Below are 19464 nucleotides of genomic sequence, written 5' to 3'. Positions count from 1 at the left end.
GTTATCGTTGCGTTTTATGCAACCCACACCCCAAGGCGGCCCCATGCTTTCGACCCGGCTTCAGGACACGGCACTGCGCTACTTTCTGGAGGTCGTGCGCAGCGGCTCGGTCAGCGAGGCCGCCACGCGCCTGAACGTGTCGCCCTCGGCCGTGAGCCGGCAGGTGGCCGCGCTCGAAGACCTGCTCTCCGTGCCGCTGTTCGAGCGGCGCCCGCGCGGCATGGCGCCCAGCGCCGCCGGCGAGCTGCTGGCGGCCTACGCCCGGCGCGGCGCGCTGGAGGCGGACCGCGTGGTCTCGGATATTCAGGCGCTGCAGGGCCTGCACACCGGGCTGGTGCGCGTGTGCAGCTCGGCCGGCTTTGCCATCGAATTTTTGCCGCGGGTGATGGCGCATTTCCGCACGCAGTACCCGGGCATCCAGTTCCACCTGCGGGTGGTCAGCCCGGCGGCCGTGACCACCGCCGTGCTCAACGGCGATGCCGACATCGGGCTGACCTACAGCCGCTCGGCCGAGCGCGACATCACCGTGCAGCACCGGCAGGCATCACCCGTCATCGCCATCATGCGCAAGGACCACACGCTGGCGCGTTTCGCGTCGGTCACGCTGGCGCAGATGCATGGCTACCCCATCGCCCTGCCCGAGCGCGACAACACCGTGCGACAGCTGTTCGACATCGGCTGCAGCCAGCGCGGCCTGGTGTTCGAGCCCGCGCTGGTGTGCAACCACTTCGAGACCCTGATGCACTTCGTGCTGCACGGCGGGGGGCTGTCCATCTCGGGCGAGGTCACGGTGCGCGACCGCGTGCAGCGCGGCGAACTGCACGCCGCACAGATCCGCGAGCCCGGCATGGGCGCGCGCTATACCGAGCTGCAGACCTTGCACGGCCGCACCCTGCCGGCCGCCGTGCGCATGTTCCTCGAATTCCTGCGCGGCCAGCTGCGGGACAATGCAGCGGCACCACCCGTGCCTTCCAGAAAAAAGACATCCCCACCCAAATCCAGATGAAGACCTCCGACATCGAGCCCTTCTTCGCCACCCTCAAGGCGGCCAACCCCCTGCCCAACACGGAGCTGGAGTACACCACCCCGTTCGAACTGCTGGCCGCCGTGCTGCTGTCGGCCCAAGCCACCGACGTGGGCGTGAACAAGGCCACACGCAAACTCTTCCCCGTAGCGGGCACGCCGCAGGCCATCCTGGACCTGGGGATTGACGGGCTGGAGGGCTACATCAAAACCATCGGCCTGTACCGCACCAAGGCCAAGAACCTGATGGAGACCTGCCGCATCCTGGTGGAGCAGCACGGCAGTGTGGTGCCCCGCACGCGCGAGGCGCTGGAGGCCCTGCCCGGCGTGGGCCGCAAGACGGCCAATGTGGTGCTGAATGTGGCCTTCGGCGAGCCCACCATGGCGGTGGACACTCACATCTTCCGCGTGAGCAACCGCACAGGCCTGGCGCCGGGCAAGAACCCGCTGGCGGTGGAGATGCAGCTGATGAAGCGCGTGCCTGCAGCCTACGCAGTGGATTCGCACCACTGGCTCATCCTGCAGGGCCGCTATGTGTGCCAGGCACGCAAGCCGCGTTGCTGGGAGTGTGTGGTGAGTGAGTATTGCGACTACCAGCCGAAGACGCTGGCGCCTTGAACGCAGGCTGCTTCTATTTTTATAGCTACTCGCGCTTACTGGATAAGCGCCAGATGCCAAAAATACGTATAACTTGAGAGCCAACGGCCCTCCCAGCGCCGTCGTAGACCAAGTGGTCTGCCCAGCAGTGTCAAACAACCCCGGCTGTGCCCAAGGCCGCCATCTCCCCCGACACCCCCGCCCATGCCACATCGAAGCCGGGCACTTTGCGCTCTGGCGGGACGGGGTGAGCCCGCAGGGCCCAGGTGGCACCGGCCACCACACTGTCGATCACCGGCACGGCCACCTGGGGCTGCACCGCAGCAGCCATGCCGGCAAGTCCTGCCCCGCCCAGGATGACAGCCTGCACGCCCATCTGCCGCACCACGTCGCGGCAGGCCTGGGTCAGCAACGCGCGCGCGGCCTCTGGGTCTGCAGCCAGCTGGGCGCCTGTCGGGGCCACCGTGTGGATGCCCGCGAGCCCATGCGCGTGGCCCAGCGCCTGCGCGAGGCGCTGCAGCATGGGCCCCCAGCGCTCGCCGCCGGTCACGATGGCAAAGCGGCCATGGCGCGCCGCTTCGATAAAAGACGCTTCGGCCAGGCCGGTCACGAGCACCGGGCTGCTTTCACGCAGCGCCATCAGGCCCGGGTCGCCAAAGCAGCCGATCAGCACCGCATCGGGCCGGGAATGGGGCTGCGCCAGGTCGTGCGCCCAGGCATCGAGCGCCGCATGCGCCGCCACCGCGTAGCTGGCCTCGCACGCGATGTAGGGGGCGCCAAAACGCGCCGTGGCCGTGCGCACCGCCACATGCGAGCCTGCGGCTGCCTGCACATGCCGCTGGAGCAAGGCGCTGACGCTGGCCGAGGTGTTGGGGTTGATGACGAGCAGCTGGCGCATGGCGACGTGTCGGGATTCAGGCGCCCAGCAGTTGCGCGAGATCGGGCACATCGCTGGCCGGCGGGGTGAACTCCAGCTGCGTTTCGATGCGCGCCAGATGCGCCAGCATGAGGCGGGGCGCCTCGCGCGCGTCGCGCAGGCGGATGGCGTCGATCAGCGCGCGGTGCTCGCGGCAGCCGCAGGCCGTGGCCTCTTCGCGGGTCTGTGCGTGGCTGGGGCTGTAGGTCATGAGGATGAGCGAGGTGCGCGACACCAGCTCGCGCAGGATGCGCCCGAGCGTCTGGTGCCCGGCGGCCTGCGCGATGTGTAGGTGAAAGTCGCCCGACAGGCGGATGGCACGCCGCATGTCGCCACTGGCGCGCGCGGCCTCTTCGTCGTCGATGCAGGTGCGCAGCGCGGCGATATCAGCATCGGTGGCGTTGGCGATGAACAGCTCCACCAGGCGCGGCTCCAGCAGGCGGCGGGCCTCGAACACTTCCAGCGCCTCCTGCGGCGTAGGCTGGGCAATGGATGCGCCCCGGTTGGGCGTGAGCGTGACCACTTGCTCATTGGCCAGCCGCACCAGCACGGGCCGTACGCGCGTGCGCGACACGCCAAAGGCCGCCGCCAGCTTGTCCTCCACCAGCTTGGTGCCGGGGGGTAGCCGGTGGTCGAGGATGGCCGACACCATGCGGTCGTACATATCGTTGTCGCTGAGCTGGCCTGGGGCCTCGGGCTGGGCGGTCGGTTCGGCAGCCGCAGCGCGTGCGCGCCGGGGCTTGGGAATGGTGGTCGTCATAGGGGTGCCGTTTTTACCCCGAACGACCTTTGCGCCTGCGGCCCAAAGCCCACACCAGCGCCAGCGTGATGCCCATAACGATGAACGACACCACCGTGGTCAGCGTGCCCAGTGCGTAGATAGACGGCGTGGTCACCGTGCTGGTCAGGCCCTGCAGCTCCAGCGGCAGCGTGTTCACGTCGCCAATGGCCTGCGAGGTGCGGGCGATCTCGTCCCAGCTGAGCGTGAAACCGAACATGCCGATGCCCACGACCGAGGGCGCGATCAGCGGCAGCACGACATGGGCAAAGCCCTGCCAGGGCGTGGCGCCCAGGTCGCGCGCCGCCTCTTCGTACGCGGGGTTGAAGCGGTTGAACACCGCGAACATGATCAGCAGGCCGAATGGCAGCGTCCAGGTCAGGTGCGCGCCCAGGGCCGAGGTGAACAGGCCCAGCGAGGTGCCGTAGCCCTCGAGCGTGCTCTCCATGCCCAGCCATTCGAGGGCCGCCTTGATGCCGTTGTCGATGAGCCGGAACTCCAGCCCGATGCCCAGCGAGACGATGATCGACGGCATGATCAGGCTGGCCACGACGATGAAGAACAGCGTGTTGCCGCCTGCCAGCCGCTTGCGAAAGGCCAGGCCGGCCAGCACCGACAGCAGCACCGTGCACAGCATCACCGCCAGGCCCAGGCCGAGCGAGCGCCACAGTGCCGCGCCGATGTCCACCACGCCCAGGCCTTCGGCCAGCTCGTAGAACCAGTGCAGCGATACACCGCGCATGGGGAAAGTGAGCCCGCCCTCGGGGCCCTGGAAGCTCAGGATGAAGATGACGAACATGGGCCCGTACATGAACAGCACGAACAGGCTGAACACGATGGCCAGCAGCCAGAAGCTGGCCGGGCGGGATTCGCGGATGCGGGCTTTCATGCGGGTGTCCTGTCGGTGTTGGTGGCGCGGTTCACAGCTCTTTGCGGATGTCGACCAGGCGTGTGAGTCCCCAGATGATCATCAGCACCACCGCGAGCAGGATCACGGCATTGGCCGCCGCCAGCGGGAACTGCAGGTACGAGGTCTGCACCTGGATGATCTTGCCGATGGAGGCGATCTGCTGCCCGCCCATCACTCCGATGGTCACGAAGTCGCCCATGACGATGGTGATCACGAAGATGGAGCCGATGATGATGCCGGTACGCGACAGCGGGATGATCACGTTCCACAGCGTCTGCCAGCCGCTGGCACCGCTGTCGCTGGCGGCCTCGATGAGGCTGCGGTCGATGCGCATCATGCTGTTGAAGATGGGCACGATCATGAACATGGTGTACAGGTGCACGAAGGCCAGCACCACCGAGAAGTCCGAGAACAGCAGCCACTCCACCGGCTGCTCGACCATCCCCATGCCCACCAGGCTCTGGTTCACCAGGCCGTTGCGCCCCAGCAGCGGCACCCAGGAGATCATGCGGATCACGTTGGAGGTCCAGAAGGGGATGGTGCACAGCACGAACAGCAGCGTCTGCATGCCCGAGGAGCGCACGTGGAAGGCCAGGAAATAGGCCACGGTGAAGCCGATCACCAGCGTGATCAGCCACACGAGAAAACTGAACTTGAGCGTCGAGTAGTAGGTCTTGAGCGTGACGCACAGCCCCTCCGACGCATCGCCACAGCCCGCGAAGATCGACACGTAGTTCTTGAACGTGAAGCCCGGCAGCAGCTCGTACTCGTTGAAGTCCCAGAAGCTGACCATCACGATCAGCGCCAGTGGAACCAGGAAGAACAGCGCGAACACCAGCGTGAACGGCGCGGCCTGCCACCAGGCGGCAATGCCGCGCCCGGGAACGGCAGCTGCAGGCAAGGTCGATGTGTGGGTAGTGCTCATGGTGTTTGCAAATCAGATATCCATCGCATCGGTCAACGGCCGTCGAAACTGGCGCTGCCGAAGACCAGTGCTCCCGCGCAAGGGCCGCCAAGCTGCGAATGCAGCGCTTCGCTTGCGTGCGCTGGGAGCGTCCCCCTCCCGAACTGCGCAGCGGTTCGAGAGAGGGGTGAAGGCGCGCAGCGCCTCAGGGGGTGCTTCCTATGCCGCGACGAACTCGTTCCACTTCTGGACCATGTAGTTGTTCTCGTCCATCAGCGCGTTCCAGCAGGCGATGCCGCCCATGCGTGACTCGTAGCTGCCGCCGTCGCGCACCGCGCCGGACTTGGCCAGCACGTCGCCATTGGGGCTCTTGATGTCCTGCGTGGCGGGCTTGCCTTCCATCCAGTAGGCCCACTCGTAGGCTTCCATCTTGGACTTGGCGGTCTCCAGCACGGCGCTGTAGTAGCCCTGGCGGTTCAGGTAGGCACCGGCCCAGCCGTCCAGGAACCAGTTGATGAACTCATAGGCACCATCGAGCTTCCTGCCCGACAGGGTGGCCGGCAGGCCAAAGCCGGCAGCCCAGGCGCGGTAGCCTTCCTTCAGGGGCTGGAAGTTGCAGGCGATGCCCTTGGTGCGCACGGCGGTCACGGCCGGGCTCCACATCGACTGGATCACCACTTCGCCCGACGCCATCAGGTTGACCGACTCGTTGAAGTCCTTCCACAGCGCGCGGAACTGGCCCTGCTTCTTGGCTTCGATCAGGGTCTTGATCGTGAGGTCGATCTCCTTCTTGGTCATGTTGCCCTTGTCGGGGTACTTGTAGATGCCCATGGCCTCGACCACCATGGCGGCGTCCATGATGCCGATGGAGGGGATGTTCAGGATCGCGGTCTTGCCCTTGAACTCGGGGTTGAGCAACTCGGCCCAGGAGTTGATGGGGCGCTTGATCAGGTCGGGGCGGATGCCCAGTGTGTCGGCGTTGTACACGGTGGGGATCAGCGACATGAACTGCGTGGGCGCGGTCGCGAACTTCTTGGACTTCTCGCCTTCCAGGTAGATCACCTTCTTGGGCGCGGTGCCCTGGTCGCCCACGGCCTTGCCGGCCACCATGCCGTTGGTGAACAGCGTGGTGATCTTGTCGGCGTTCTTGATGCGCTTGGTGTCGATGCCCTTGAGGTTGCCCGTGGGCACGATCTTCTTGAGCGAGAAGTACTCCGTGTCGATCAGATCGAAGCTGTTGGGCGCGGTCACGGCGCGCTTGGTCACGTCGTCGGTGGTCACGGCCACGTACTGGATCTCGATGCCGGTGTCGGCCTTGAACTTCTCGGCAATCGCCTTGTCCTGGTTCACTGCCGTGCCCAGGTAGCGCAGCACGATCTTTTCCTGCGAGTGCACGGCCGGGAACACGCCGGCGGCCAGGATACCCGCCGTGCCCTTGAGCAGCGAGCGGCGCTGCACGCCGGTGGTGTCAGAGGCAACAGCGGGGGAATCGGCACGAGAGTCGTCGGACATGGGAAAGCTCCTTGGTTTGCAAAGTGGAGGGGTGGAAACAGACAGCGGACAACGAAAGAAAGAGGAAAACTCAGGCCGGCACGGCCTGGGCAGTGGCCGTCGCCATGGGCGCGGACACAGGTACCGCCTGCAGGGAGAGAGGATGGGCCTGCTCCGGCGTCCAGTGCAGCTGCACACCCTGGCCCACCGTGTAGGGCTGCGCAGCAAAGGCGGCTTCGGAGACCATCACCGAGTAGGCTGCCGTGGCATTGGCCGACAGTGCCACGCCCTGCTTTTGCAGGCCCAGCAGCACATAGGTGCCCTGGTACTCCACGTCAGTCACCACGGCCTGCATGTGCTGGGCCCCCCAGGGCAAAGGCGCGCCCTGCGGCAGCACCTGCAGGTGGTCGGTGCGCACGCCGACCTTGCCTTCGGGCGTGTCGATCACGTTGTGGCCGCCCATGAAGCGCGCCACGAATTCGCTGGCCGGGCGGTTGTAGATCTCGTGCGGCGAACCCACCTGCTCGATCACGCCGTGGTTCATCACCACCATGGTGTCGGCCAGGGCCATGGCCTCCTCCTGCGAGTGGGTCACGTGGATGAAAGTCAGGCCCAGCTCCTTTTGCCAGCGGCGCAGCTCGGCGCGCATCTGGATGCGCAGGAACGGATCGAGCGCCGAAAGGGGTTCGTCGAGAAGCAGCACGCGCGGCTGGGTGATCAGGGCGCGCGCCAGCGCCACGCGCTGCTGCTGCCCGCCCGACAGCTCGGCCGGCTTGCGCTCGGCCAGGTGGCCCATGGCCACGCGCTCGAGCAGATCCCGGGCCTTGGCCTGGCGCTCGGCCTTGGCCACGCCCTTCATCTTCAGGCTGAAGGCCACGTTGTCCAGGGCCGAGAGGTGCGGGAACAGCGCGAAGCTCTGGAACATCATGGCCGTGCCGCGCGCCGCGGCGGGCAGGTCGGTGATGTTGCGGTTCTCCAGCAGGACGTCGCCGCTGGTCACCGACTCGTGCCCGGCGATCATGCGCAAGGTCGTGCTCTTGCCGCAGCCCGAAGGGCCCAGCAGGCAGCAGTAGCTGCCGCTGGCAATGCGCAGGTTGATGGCATCGACCGCCGGTTTGCCGTGGGCATAGCGTTTGGTCAGCGCAATGATCTCGATGGCGGCAGGGGTCTGCGCAGGGGTTGGGGCTTGCATGGGGAGGATGTACGCAAACCCCATGCCAATTTTGTACACAATGTATTTACCGATTTGCATACAAAATGCACCAGTACCGTGCACGACTGCACCAACAGGACGATGCGCCTGCGCCCCAAGGGTCCGCACAGCAGTCTTTGTGGTGCAGTAAATCACCGTACCGCCGGGAGCAGGTGCGTGGCTATACTGGCCTTGGGCCCAAGAAACAATTTCTTACGTAGGCGCGCCACCCCCCTTTTCCGCCGCATGAACCTCGACCCACGCTCCATGATCGCCATGGCGGGCTTCATGTCCGCCATCATGGCCATCGTGCTGCTTTTCATGCGGCGCTATTACCCGCCGTCGATCCGGGGCGTGGGGGCTTGGGCTGCAGCGCCGCTGCTGTGGCTCGCGTCCACCGTGTTGTTCGGTGCACGTGGCGCCATCCCGGACTGGCTCAGCCTGGTGCTGGCCAACCAGTTGTTGGTGTTGGGCACGGTGACCTACTACATGGGCACGCGAAGCTTCATGGGGCAGCCAACCACGTGGCGCCACTGGAACTGGCTGATGGTGGGCACCACCCTTGTGTTCATTGTGCTCACCTACTGGGTGCCCCACTATGCGCTGCGGGTCGGTTTCTTCACGGTGGTCATGGGGATGATCTACTTCGCACAGATGCGCTTCATGCTGCGCCACGGGGGGCGCAACTTTCCGGTGCGGCTGGTGGAGGTGGTGCTGGCCTTGCACATGGTGGTGCTGGCCATGCGGCTGGTCTCGATCGTGACCGGGAATGCCGGCGCAGACCTGATGGAGCCCTCACTGTTCCAGACGCTGTATATCGGGGCCTATGTGATCACAGTGCTCATGCTGTCCATCGGGGCGGTGCTCATGGCCACCGACCGCCTGCGCACCGAGCTTGAACACCTGGCCACCCACGACTCCCTGACCAACACGCTGAACCGCCGTGCCCTGCTGCAACGCTGCGAGGACGAGCTGGAGCGGGCGCAGCGCTACGGCAATGGCCCGTCCCTCATGATGGTGGACCTGGACAACTTCAAGGCCGTGAACGACACCCGAGGCCACCAGCACGGTGACGCCGTGCTGGTGCACTTTGCAGAGTGCACCCGGCAGGTGCTGCGCCGCGCAGACCGGCTGGGGCGGTACGGGGGTGAGGAGTTTCTGGTGCTGCTGCCAGGCGCGGACACGGCAGCTGCCATGGGCGTGGCCCAGCGCATCCACGCCACGCTGGCCACCGGACATGCGCTGGACTGCCAGGTGAGCATTGGGCTCACCAGCTGGACGGGATCGCACGAAACGCTGGATGCCATGCTGTCGCGTGCCGATGCGGCGCTGTACCGCGCCAAGGCACAGGGCCGCAACCAAACCAGCGTGGCCTAAAAGCGCGGCGATGCCCGGTAGGGTCAGACTGTCTGAGTGGCCACACCAGCCGATTCAAAACTCGCCATCTCGGCCAGCACCGCACAGGCCGATTGCAGCAGCGGCCAAGCCAGCGCAGCACCCGAGCCTTCACCCAGGCGCAGCCCCAGGTCCAGCAGTGGTTCGGCTTGCAGCTGTGCCAGCATCAGGGTGTGCCCCCGCTCGCCCGAGCGGTGGGCAAACACGCAGCGCTGCAGCACCGCAGGCTGCAAGCGGCTGGCCACCAGCACGGCGGCGCTGGTGATGAAGCCGTCCACCACAATCACACGGCGCTCCGTGGCAGCCTGCAGCACCGCGCCCACCAAGGTCGCCACCTCATAGCCACCCAACGCGGCCAGTGCGGCCAGCGGTGTGGTGGCGTCGGCATTCGCGTCCAGCGCCTGCTGCAGCACGGCGCGTTTGCGCTCGATACCGGCCGCATCCAGGCCCGTGCCGGCACCGGTCACCTCGGCCAGGGGCAGCCCGGCCAACCGCGCCAGCAACAGCGAGGCCACCGAGGTGTTGCCAATGCCCATCTCGCCCAGCAGTAGCGCATTGCCCGGCAGGCCGCGCACCACCTCCATGCCGTTGAGCAAGGCCTGTGCACATTGCTCAGGCGCCATGGCAGGGCCGACCGAAGCATCCTGGGTGCCTGGCGCCACATTGCGCACCAGCAGGCGCGGGGCGCCGGGTGCCGTATCGCGCGCGGCAATGGTGCGCGCCACACCACAGTCCACCACCGTGAGCTGCAGCCCGTGCTGGCGGGCCAGCACGCTCACTGCGGCACCACCGGCCAGAAAGTTCTCCACCATCTGCCAGGTCACGTCGCTGGGGAAGGCCGAGACACCCTTGGCCGCCAGGCCGTGGTCGCCCGCACACACCAGCATCTGCGGTTGCGTGAGCACGGGGGCCTCAGTGCCCAGCACTTGGCCGATGCGCAGGGCCAGCGCTTCCAGCCGCCCCAGCGAACCGAGTGGTTTGGTCTTGTTGTCCAGCAGGTGCTGCAAACGGGCGGTCAGGGGAGCATCGGTGATGTCAGCGATGGCGGGGACGGTGAACTGGGCCAGTGATTGCATGGTGTGTGAGATAGCGAAAAGAAAAAAGAAACGGGAAGGACTGAAGGCCGAAGGCACCAGCGCTCAGGCAGTGGCCGGACCTGGCGCGATCAACGCCTGCAGCGCACCGGGGGCAAAGCTGGCTTCCGCCATGCGGGCCAGGCCTTCAAACACCACATCGAGCGTGGGCACGGGCGCCGCGCCCGCACGGCCAAACAGGGCCTGCAACGCGGCGGGGTCTTCGAGCAGGCCATGCAGATACACGCCCAGCACATTGCCAGCCGGGTTTTGCCACGCAATGCTGGGGATGACCTCGCGCGCCACATCACCCTTGGCGGCCATGGCCGGGTGCTGGGCCGTCTGGCCGTGGTGGATTTCGTAACCGGTGACAGGCACACCCGCCAGCGCGGCCCAGGCCCCTTGCACCCCACCAAACTGCGCCTGGGTGCGCTGCACGGTCTTGGCGACCTCGAAGGTGGTGACCAGGGGCAACAGGCCCAGGCCCGGCGCATTGCCGTCGATGCCTGCGGTGTCGATGAGCGCCTCGCCCAGCATCTGCAGGCCGCCACACACGCCCAGCACCGTGCCACCCTGCCCCGCGTGCTGGGCAATGGCCTGGTCCAGCCCTTGCGCGCGCAGCCAGGCCAGGTCGGCGGCGGTGGATTTGGAGCCCGGCAGCACCACCCAGTCGGAGGGTTTCAGCCCCCCCAGGTCGGCCGCGCTGCGCGCCCACAGCAGGCGCACGCCGGGCACGTTCTTGAGGGGCTGGAATTCGTCGAGGTTGCTGATGCGCGGGTAGGCCACCACGGCCACCGTGGTGTGCACCGCGCCCACCGACAGCGTGCGGTCGTCAAACACGCCATCCTCTTCGGGCAGACCATGGCGCCATTGCATGGGGATAGTGGCCACGGTGGGCACGCCGGTGAGGTCCTGCAGCATCTGCGGCGCAGGCGCCAGCAGGCTGGCATCGCCCCGAAACTTATTCAGCACAAAGCCATGGATCAGCACGCGCTCGTCCTCGGGCAACAGCGCCCAGGTCCCGTACAGGTGGGCGAACGCGCCGCCCCGGTCGATGTCGGTCACGAGCAGGCAGCGCGCATCGGCATGGCGGGCCACGCGCGTGTTGACGATGTCGCTCGCGTGCAGATTGATCTCGGCGGGCGAGCCCGCCCCTTCGATCACGACCACATCGTTTTCAGCGCGCAGCGCATCCAGCGCAGCGGCAATCTGCGGCCACACCTTTTCGCTGCGGCCGCGCCAGGGCATGGCGGTCAGCTCGGCACTCACCTGCCCCATCAGCACGACCTGGCTGTGGGTGTCGGCCTCGGGCTTGAGCAGCAGCGGGTTCATGCGCACCTCGGGCTCGGCGCGGGCCGCAAGCGCCTGGAAATACTGGGCGCTGCCGATCTCTCCCAGACTGCCGCCCGGGCCCGATACCACGCGCGCGTTGTTGCTCATGTTCTGCGCCTTGAACGGCGCAACCTTGAGGCCCAGGTTGCTGTAGTAGCGGCACAGCGCGGTGGTGAGCCAGCTTTTGCCCGCTCCGCTGGTGGTGCCCAGCACCATCACGCAGCGGGCCAGTTTGGAAGCAGAGTATTCAGTCAAGGCAGTGGGCGGACCATGCGGTCCATGATGTGTTCGAGCGCTGCCGCCGCATCGGTGCAGCGGCCGGTGTGCACGGGGGATGTCTGGATGATGGCGCTGCGCCGGGCGGTGAGCCAGTGGAAGCGCTGGCGGTACGGCAGGCGCGCAATCGGGCCACAGCCTTCATCACCCGCGCAGATGGCCACAATGGCCGCCAGATGGCGGCGCACGGTGTCGATATCGGCGTGCGGGTCCATGGCCAGCAGGCGCGCCTCGTCGAGCGCGATGGCGGCCTGCAGAAAGCCGGTGCGCTGGCACGAGAGGATCACCCCCGCGTTGATGAACTCCTCGCGCTCCACGCGCGGCACCACGCGCACGATGGCGTAGTCATACACCTCAGGCGCATGCATCGAAGGCTCCCTTCACCGCATTCACCCATGTTTCACGCCCGGCCAGGCGCGCGCAGAAGTAGTCCACATAGGCCTGGCGGTGGCTTGCGGGCGCCGACAGCGGGCCTTCGGCATGCTCGGCCCCGGCCAACGCCAGAAACTCATCAGGCACTTCGGCCAGGATGCCCGTGACCACCTCGGGTGTAAGGCGCGCCGCCAGCTCGGCATCCACCTGCGCCAACGCCGTGGCCTGGGCCAGCAGCACATGGTCGGCAATCGGGGCGAAGGGTTTTGCAGGCTGGGCCACCACGCCGTTCCAGGCATGGTGAAAGGTCAGCGCAGCGCCGTGGTCGATGAGCCAGGGTTTGCGGTGCCACATCAGCAGGTTGGTGTTGCGCGCGGTTCGGTCCACATTGCCCACCAGCGCATCGAACCACACAAGGCGCGAGGCAAAGTCATCCGACACAACATCCACCGCAGGGTCGAAGTTGAGCGCGCCCGAGAGGTAGTCCAGCCCCACGTTCAGGCCACCGCTGGCGCGGACCAGGTCCTGGATCTCGGGGTCAGGCTCAGTTTGCGCCAGGGCTGTGTCGAGCTGCGCCAGCACGATCTCGGGCACGGGCAGACCCAGCGCGTGGGCAATGCCGCCCGCGATGATTTCGGCCAGCAGCGCGCGCACGCCCTGCCCTGCGCCACGGAACTTGAGCACATAGGTGCCCAGGTCGTCGCCCTCGACGATGGCAGGCATGGAGCCACCTTCACGCAGCGGCGTGACGTAGCGGTTGACAGTGATGGTTCTCACGAGGTCTCCCCTGAACCGGTTAAAACTCCGTTCGGGATGGTACGGCCCTGCAGCGCGTGCCATGCGGCCTGCAGCGCATCTTGTGCATCAGGTGGCAGCACCCCCAGGCGCACGGTACCGGGCAGCCCGAACGAGGTCGCATCCCGCAGCTTGATGCCACTGGCGCGCAGCGCCGCCAGATCGCCCTGCAGTGTGGCTGTGGCGGGCTGCGCGCAGAAATAGTTGGCCAGGCTGCCTGCCTGCACGGCCCAGCCAAGGTCGGTACACAGGGCCTGCTGGCCTGCCTTCCAGTCGCGCAGGGTACCCAGGCTGTGCACCAGCCACTGCTGCACCATTGGACTTGTCCACGCCTGCAGCAAGGCTACGCCATGGGCACCCACGGGCCAGGAAGGCGCCAGGGCCGTCAACGCCTGCACTGCGTCCTCACCACCCGTCGGTGCGACGGCATAGGCCGCACGCACGCCCGTCAGCCCCAGGGCCTTGTTGGGGGTCCAGAGCTGCCAGCTGACTGATGGCAGGCGCGGAGACGGTGCACCGGTCCACGCGCCTTCAGCGTCAAGCCGCAGAGGCACATACGCGCAATCGAGCACGCGCAAAGCACTGACAACTTCACCTTCTTCGCCTTCTCGCCAACCGCGTACTGCGGGATCTTCCAGCCCCAAAGGGCTGGACGGCTCGCACGCCCATTGCAACCCCACCGCAGCGCCACCGCCCCGCAGCACATCCAGCCCACGCACCTGTGCAGCCTGGGCATAGTCGCCATAACTGTGCGGCGGCACGGCCACCTGCGCCGCGCCCTGCTGTGCGGCCAGCGCGGTGATGCGGTGAATGAACTCGCTGGCACTGGCCGCCAGCACGATGCGGCCCGGCGCCACGCCGTGAAAAGCACCCAGGGCCTCGCGCAGCGCCGTATAAGCCGGGTCGGGGTACCGCGTGGCGTCGGCCACCTGCACGGCCTGCAGTGCCTCAGGGCAGGGCCCGCACGCATTGCTGTTGGTCGAAAAATCAAACACCGGGATGCCTGCAGCGTCCGGCCCACCGTGCAAAGGCACCGACACGGGAAAAGAACCCGGGGATGTCATGCGTGCACCCATGCAAAAGCCACCAGCACCAGGAGCTGGATGGCCACCACCACCGGCACCATGGCCAGAACCACCTGGGTGCCCAGGCGCGCCGCGCGCCGCGTATCGAGCGGCCCGGCCCGGCGGCCGTTGCTGTGCAGCGTGTACACACCCGGCTTGGCCAGGCGCACGCCCAACGCCAGTGCCATGGCCGCCATGGGCCAGCCGCTGTTGGGGGATGGCGTCTTGCGCGCCTGTCGCGCCAGTGCTGAAAACGGCAGGCCCTGGGCCACCACCGCCAGCAGCAAGGCCGTGATGCGCGCGGGCACCCATGACAACACATCGTCCGCCCGCGCAGCCCACTTGCCCGCCCATTGCCAATAGCGCCCACCGCGCATGCCGGGGTAGCCCCACATGGCATCGGCCGTGTTGGCAAACCGGTACAGCGCGGCGCCCGGAAGACCCAGCAGCGCAAACCAGAACAGCGGCGCCACCACCGAATCGTTGAGGTTCTCGGCCAGCGACTCGATGGCCGACTCGCGCACCTGAACGGCGGTGAGGGCACTCACATCACGGCTCACCAAGCGGGCCAGCTGCGCGCGCCCGGCGGGCAGCGACTGGCCCAGTGCCACCTCCACCGCCAGCACCTCGTCGTGCAACATTCGCCAGGCCAGCAGCGGCTTGAGGAGCAACGCCAGCAATGCCACTGCCAGGAACTCGTGGAACATCAGCACCAGATGCTGCGCCACCCACGAAACTATCAAAACAATAGCTGCTAACGCACACCAGATAAGCGCTGAGCGCCAAAAAAGCTTGATATCACGGGCCACAGGCGCCGTGGGCGCCAGCCGGTCACCCCACCACTGCAGCGCCTTGCCCATCCACACCACGGGGTGCCAAGCTGCCGGTGGTTCGCCCAGCCACCAGTCCACCGCCAGCGCCAGCAACGGGCACCACAGGAGCACGTGGAACAGCGCCGCACCTGTGCCGGGGAGAAGCACGGACCTCAGGCTGTCCATGCGCCCTCCGCCGTCCGCATGGTGGCCGATGACGACCGTGCAGCCCGCCGCTGACGCGGCACCAGCACACGCCAGGCCACCACACAGGAGGTGATACACAGCGCCACCCCCAGCAGCGACAGCCCCACGATCAGCCCGGTACGCAGTGCCGGGCGCGCCAGCAGCGGCGCGAAGTCGAGACTGTGCAGTCCGTTGTAGAGCAACCGCTGCCAGGGCGTGGAGGCGTCGGCACGCATCACGATGCGGGCGGAGGCAGCGTCGGCGTACACCGTCACTTCGTCCTCAGCCCAGTGGGCACGCCAGACGGGCAGCGGACGGTGGAAGGAAGTGGATGCGTCATGGTGGCGCGCATAGTACAGGCCGTCGTACTGGGTGACTTGTTCAATGCTCGGCGCTTGCATGCCCGGGCGCAGGCCCTGCAGGGCAGCCAGTACCGCTGCATCGGGCACGGCCTGCGCCACGGTGGCCTCGGGCCCGTCGGCACGCACCAGGCGTTGCACCACGCCCTCCCCGTGGCCGCGCACCCGGTACCAGGCCTGGCCGGCAATGCGCAAGGTGTCCACCTCCAGCGGCACCACCCCCTCGGCCGCCGCCAGCGCCACGGCCTCGGCCGGGCCGCGCACCATGCGCGGAGCCTCCCCCGCCCATTGCGTGCGCGCCTGTGGGTCGACCGCGCGGCCGGTAAACACGCCAAACGGGTTCATCGACATCAGCCCCGAGAACATCCAGGTGAGCGTGAACACCGCTGCCACCAGGCCCAGGATGTGGTGCCAGCGCATCCAGAACTTCTGATAGGGAATCCAGCGCCGCCGGTTCAGGAACAGCTGCCAGATACCCAGCGCAATGCCCGTCGCGGCCAGCAGCACACCGGGGATCGAGAGCCATACCACCACGTGGTGCCAGGCCTTGGGGAACTGGCGCAGCACCGTGGGGTAGATCCAGTGCGGCACAGCGCCCAGCCAGTTCCAGAAGCGTTCGGCGCGGTGCGTGTCGCGCACCACCTCGGCCGCGCCGGGCGACACATACAGCTCCAGCCCGTCGTCGCCGTCGAGCAGCACCTTGACCAGGGGACGGTGCACATCCAGGCCCTGGGGCACCGTCCACTGATCCCGCTCCACCCAGTCGGTGCCCATGGCACGGCGCCCGCTGAAGGCCTCGGCCACGGTGGCGGCCTGCGCATCGCTGAGTGGTGGCACCACGGCCCCGGTGCGGGCGTCCACCGTGTGCCAGCGCGGGGCCGCGCCCGCCTCTGACGCCGCCAGCATCCGCCACACAGGCGCATCGGCCAGCATGCCCAGCCGCGCCTCGCCGCCACCAGTCGGGCGCAAGCCCGCGCGCTGAGCGGCATCGGGCGCGGCCAGACAGCAATCGGCAGGCAGCTGAAGCGGCGGCAAGGCCGCCAGCCGCTCGGCCTGCGTCAGGCTGGGGAACGGCACGAAATACAGCACCACCCCGCTCACGAACCACATGAGGAAGAACAGCGCCAGCACCACGCCCAGCCACTTGTGCACAAAGATGACGAGCTTCTTCACCATGCGCCGTTCCTCGCTCGATTCACCAGATCAGAACGTGGCGCGCGCGGTCAGCTGCACGGTGCGCGGCGCGCCCAGCAGCCAGCGCACGTTGGCCGTGCCGGCCAGTGCGTAGTCGCGGTCGGCCAGGTTCTTCAGGGCCAAGCCGAGCTTGAGGTTGCGCGAATAGTCGTAGGCCAGCGAGGCATCCAGCACCACATACGACGGCAGCTGAGCGGTGTTGGCCGTGTTGCCCTGGCGCTCTCCCACATAGCGTGCGCCAAAACCAGCCTGCCATTGGGGCAGGAAACGGTAGGCCGTCCAGACACTGGCCGTGCGCTGGGGCACGCCCGTGGGCGTGTTGCCGTCACGCGAGACCACGCTGCCCGAGACCAGTTCCTTGAAATCGTCGTAGCGCGCCTGCAGGAAAGCAGCGTTGGCGTCGATGGTCCAGCCGCGCACGGGCTCGGCCGCAAAGGCCAGCTCGATGCCGGTAGACGATTGCCTGCCGATCTGCTGGGTGATGTTGGGGTTGCTGGCATCGCGCGAGAGCAGGTTGCGCTTTTCGATCTGGTACAGCGCCACCGTCCACTCGCCGCGCACTGCAGGCACGGCGCCCTTGGCGCCGATTTCCACCTGCCGGCCCTTGGTCAAATCGAGGGTGTTGCCGCCGCCGGGCAGCGACAGCGCACCACTCAGCGGATCGGTGCCGGTGCCGAACTGGCCATAGAGCGACAGCGCATCGCTGGGCGACCACACGGCGCCCAGGCGGCCGGTGACGGGTGAATATTGCTTGACCAGGTTCACGCCAGTGCGCAGGTCGGTGTTGTCCAGCTCCATGCGGTCGCTGCGCAGGCCCGCCACCAGCTTCCACTCCGGCGTGATGTCGAGGGCGTTCTCAGCAAACAGGGCCGTGGCCTGCAGCCTGGAGCGCCGGCCAGGGATGGTGGGCACAGGGCTGATGAAGCCGCCGGGCGTGAAGTTGAACGGGTCCACCGTGCTCGCGCCGCCGTAGGGCGAATTGTTGGTGTGCACCAGCTCTGTGCGGTACCAGTCCAGGCCCACGATGAAGCGGTTCTTCATGCCGGAGAGGTGGCCGTCGAACGTGGCGTCGAAGCGGTTGCCGGTCTGCGCCTGGTCGTGCAGGATCTCCAGGTAATCGCTGCGGTTCACGGCCGTGCCGGCGGCGTTGAAGCTGTAGGCCTCTGCATTGCGCCAATGGCGGTCGGTGGTCAGGTGGTAGGTCTCGTTGCGCAGGTGCACGCCCGCAGCAGCCTGCCAGTCGACCTTGGCGCGCAGGATGCGGTCGTCGTACTTGACCACCGAGTCGGCCACGTTGAAGTTGGTGCGGCGCAGGCGGTCGTCCAGCATCCCATTGCGCAGCGGCGTGCCAAAGTAACGCGCGTCGTCGTTCACGCCGCCGTCGAGCGACAGGGTGATGTTCAGGTCGCGGCCCGGCCGCACGGCCAGGGCCAGTGCGTAGTTGTGGCGCTGCGTATCCATGAACTGGCGGTAGCCGTCGCTTTTTTCCGCATCGAGATAGACCGAGTAGGCCAGCACGTCATTGATGGGGCCGCGCAGGCCCACGCCGCCCTGCACCGTGCCGAAGGAGCCCACGCTCAAAAACGCTTCGCGCTGCGGGGCACCGAAGATCGGGCGTTTGGTCACATAGTTCACGGCCGCGCCAATGGCGCCATCACCATAGAGCACCGAAGCCGGGCCGCGCAGCACCTCGACCGACTCCATGGGCCAGGTCGAGAACGGGTAGGTGATGGTGCCCGAAGCGACGATGAGGCGCGTGCCATCGACCATCTGCGCCACCGAGTTGTGGCCCGCAAAGCCGCGTGCCACCAGACTGGTGCCGCCATTGCCAGGGGCCGGAGCCTCGGTGACGCCAGGCATGCGCACCGCCACGTCCTGCGCGCGGGTCAGGCTGCGCTCTGCGATGTCGCCCGCACCCAGGCTGCTGACGCTGGCCGGGGTCTCCCGCGCGGTGAGGCCCAGGCGCGAGCCCGTGGCGCTGGGCGCATCAAGCGAGAGCGTGCTGCCGGGCGCGGACAACGTGTCCGTGACCTGGACGGCCGGCAACTCGGCGGTGGCCTGGGCCATGGCGGTCTGCGTGGTGCAGGCGAGCACGGCCAGCGACAGGGGGGTGAGGTGTTTGCGCATGAAGAGGACGAACGAAAGAAAAACAGGGGCGGAAGGGATGGGCCCCCAAAGCAGCTGCGGGAATTACAGGTTTCAGTCCTCGATGCCGCGCTGCGCGGGAATGCCCGCCTTGAACGCGTGCTTGACCATCTGCATCTCGGTCACCGTGTCGGCCAGCTCGATGATTTCTGGCGGGCAGCGGCGGCCGGTGAGGCACACATGCACCTCCTTGGGACGGTCGCGCAGTGTCTGCAGCACGCCCTCCAGCGGGAGCCAGCCGTAGATCAGCGGATAGGTGATCTCGTCGAGCACCACCAGAAAATGTTCGCCCGACAGGATGGCAGCGCGCGCCTTCTCCCAGCCGTCGCGCGCCAGCTGCGCCGAGTGCTCCAGGTCCTTGCTCTTCCAGCTGAAGCCATCGCCCAGGCCCTCGATGGGCAGGCCGATCTGCTCGAACATGCGGTGCTCGCCAAAACGCGCGGTGGGCACCTTCATGAACTGGTAAATCTTGACGGCCTTGCCCCGGCCGTGGGCGCGCAGCGCCAGCCCAAAGGCCGCCGTGCTCTTGCCCTTGCCGTCGCCGGTGTTGACGATGACGATGCCGCGGCGCTCGCCCTCGGGCTTTTCGTAGCGCTTCTCGGTGGGTGGGGTTTCGATCTGCATGGTGTGGGTGCTTTCAAGAAGGGTCG

General features: G+C 67.2%; 18 protein-coding genes. 3 read left to right on the top strand and 15 right to left on the bottom strand.

Going from position 1 to position 19464, the window contains the following annotated elements; all coding sequences use genetic code 11:
* The first annotated feature begins 43 nt into the window (after positions 1–43).
* Together ASE39_RS21810 and nth are read left to right on the top strand one after the other, a co-directional pair.
* A complete protein-coding gene (locus ASE39_RS21810) occupies positions 44–1006 on the top strand; it encodes a LysR family transcriptional regulator (protein WP_057272548.1) in 963 nt (320 codons plus the stop codon).
* The gene (nth, locus tag ASE39_RS21805) at positions 1003–1641 is read left to right on the top strand and encodes an endonuclease III (RefSeq protein ID WP_057272499.1); all 639 of its coding nucleotides are present in this window, start codon (positions 1003–1005) and stop codon (positions 1639–1641) included. The genes ASE39_RS21810 and nth overlap by 4 nt, the downstream gene beginning before the upstream one ends.
* Before the next feature lie 130 nt (positions 1642–1771).
* Here the strand turns inward: nth and ASE39_RS21800 are convergent, their stop codons facing one another.
* From ASE39_RS21800 to ASE39_RS21775, 6 genes are all read right to left on the bottom strand, one after another.
* Positions 1772–2518 (bottom strand): aspartate/glutamate racemase family protein, encoded by a 747-nt coding sequence (locus tag ASE39_RS21800; RefSeq protein ID WP_057272498.1) that lies wholly within the window; start codon positions 2516–2518, stop codon positions 1772–1774.
* 16 nt (positions 2519–2534) lie between these two features.
* Positions 2535–3296 (bottom strand): GntR family transcriptional regulator, encoded by a 762-nt coding sequence (locus ASE39_RS21795; protein WP_010460732.1) that lies wholly within the window; start codon positions 3294–3296, stop codon positions 2535–2537.
* Positions 3297–3309: 13 nt separating this feature from the next.
* On the bottom strand, positions 3310–4203 hold the full coding sequence (locus ASE39_RS21790; protein ID WP_057272497.1) for an ABC transporter permease: 894 nt from the start codon (positions 4201–4203) through the stop codon (positions 3310–3312).
* A 31-nt stretch (positions 4204–4234) separates the two neighbouring features.
* Entirely contained in the window at positions 4235–5149 is a 915-nt protein-coding gene (locus ASE39_RS21785; protein WP_057272496.1) for an ABC transporter permease, read from the bottom strand.
* 198 nt (positions 5150–5347) lie between these two features.
* Positions 5348–6640 carry an extracellular solute-binding protein gene (locus tag ASE39_RS21780; protein ID WP_057223381.1) on the bottom strand — a complete coding sequence of 431 codons (1293 nt, stop codon included), beginning with the start codon at positions 6638–6640 and terminating at the stop codon, positions 5348–5350.
* Positions 6641–6710: 70 nt separating this feature from the next.
* Positions 6711–7811, bottom strand: coding sequence for an ABC transporter ATP-binding protein (locus ASE39_RS21775; RefSeq protein ID WP_057272547.1), 1101 nt, complete (start codon positions 7809–7811; stop codon positions 6711–6713).
* Positions 7812–8057: 246 nt separating this feature from the next.
* Here ASE39_RS21775 and ASE39_RS21770 point away from each other — a divergent pair, with 246 nt between their 5' ends.
* Positions 8058–9188: a GGDEF domain-containing protein gene (locus tag ASE39_RS21770; RefSeq protein WP_035197279.1), complete on the top strand. Its 1131-nt coding sequence runs from the start codon at positions 8058–8060 to the stop codon at positions 9186–9188.
* A gap of 23 nt (positions 9189–9211) precedes the next feature.
* Here the strand turns inward: ASE39_RS21770 and cobT are convergent, their stop codons facing one another.
* The 9 genes from cobT to cobO all read right to left on the bottom strand — a co-directional run bounded on the left by cobT (position 9212) and on the right by cobO (position 19438).
* On the bottom strand, positions 9212–10282 hold the full coding sequence (gene cobT, locus ASE39_RS21765; RefSeq protein ID WP_057272495.1) for a nicotinate-nucleotide--dimethylbenzimidazole phosphoribosyltransferase: 1071 nt from the start codon (positions 10280–10282) through the stop codon (positions 9212–9214).
* Positions 10283–10345: 63 nt separating this feature from the next.
* Positions 10346–11827: a cobyric acid synthase gene (locus tag ASE39_RS21760; protein WP_057272494.1), complete on the bottom strand. Its 1482-nt coding sequence runs from the start codon at positions 11825–11827 to the stop codon at positions 10346–10348.
* Between the two features lie 35 nt (positions 11828–11862).
* Positions 11863–12255 carry a DUF3037 domain-containing protein gene (locus ASE39_RS21755; protein ID WP_057272493.1) on the bottom strand — a complete coding sequence of 131 codons (393 nt, stop codon included), beginning with the start codon at positions 12253–12255 and terminating at the stop codon, positions 11863–11865.
* A complete protein-coding gene (locus ASE39_RS21750) occupies positions 12242–13036 on the bottom strand; it encodes a HipA family kinase (RefSeq protein ID WP_057272492.1) in 795 nt (264 codons plus the stop codon). The genes ASE39_RS21755 and ASE39_RS21750 overlap by 14 nt, the downstream gene beginning before the upstream one ends.
* Positions 13033–14049 carry an aminotransferase class I/II-fold pyridoxal phosphate-dependent enzyme gene (locus ASE39_RS21745; RefSeq protein WP_082615543.1) on the bottom strand — a complete coding sequence of 339 codons (1017 nt, stop codon included), beginning with the start codon at positions 14047–14049 and terminating at the stop codon, positions 13033–13035. Before ASE39_RS21745 ends, ASE39_RS21750 begins: the two co-directional genes overlap by 4 nt.
* A gap of 65 nt (positions 14050–14114) precedes the next feature.
* Positions 14115–15116: an adenosylcobinamide-phosphate synthase CbiB gene (gene cbiB / locus ASE39_RS21740; protein ID WP_199864319.1), complete on the bottom strand. Its 1002-nt coding sequence runs from the start codon at positions 15114–15116 to the stop codon at positions 14115–14117.
* The gene (locus ASE39_RS21735) at positions 15104–16651 is read right to left on the bottom strand and encodes a PepSY domain-containing protein (RefSeq protein WP_057272490.1); all 1548 of its coding nucleotides are present in this window, start codon (positions 16649–16651) and stop codon (positions 15104–15106) included. Before ASE39_RS21735 ends, cbiB begins: the two co-directional genes overlap by 13 nt.
* A 27-nt stretch (positions 16652–16678) precedes the next feature.
* Positions 16679–18796 carry a TonB-dependent siderophore receptor gene (locus tag ASE39_RS21730; protein ID WP_057272489.1) on the bottom strand — a complete coding sequence of 706 codons (2118 nt, stop codon included), beginning with the start codon at positions 18794–18796 and terminating at the stop codon, positions 16679–16681.
* 72 nt (positions 18797–18868) lie between these two features.
* Complete coding sequence (gene cobO / locus ASE39_RS21725; protein WP_057272488.1) at positions 18869–19438, bottom strand: cob(I)yrinic acid a,c-diamide adenosyltransferase; 570 nt, start codon at positions 19436–19438, stop codon at positions 18869–18871.
* Positions 19439–19464: the final 26 nt, after the last annotated feature.

It is taken from the genome of Acidovorax sp. Root267, from assembly GCF_001429215.1.
In the GTDB taxonomy this organism is placed as follows: Bacteria; Pseudomonadota; Gammaproteobacteria; order Burkholderiales; family Burkholderiaceae_C; genus Acidovorax; species Acidovorax radicis.
Note: the sequence above shows the minus strand (reverse complement) of the source record. Positions and strands in the feature narration are given on the sequence as shown.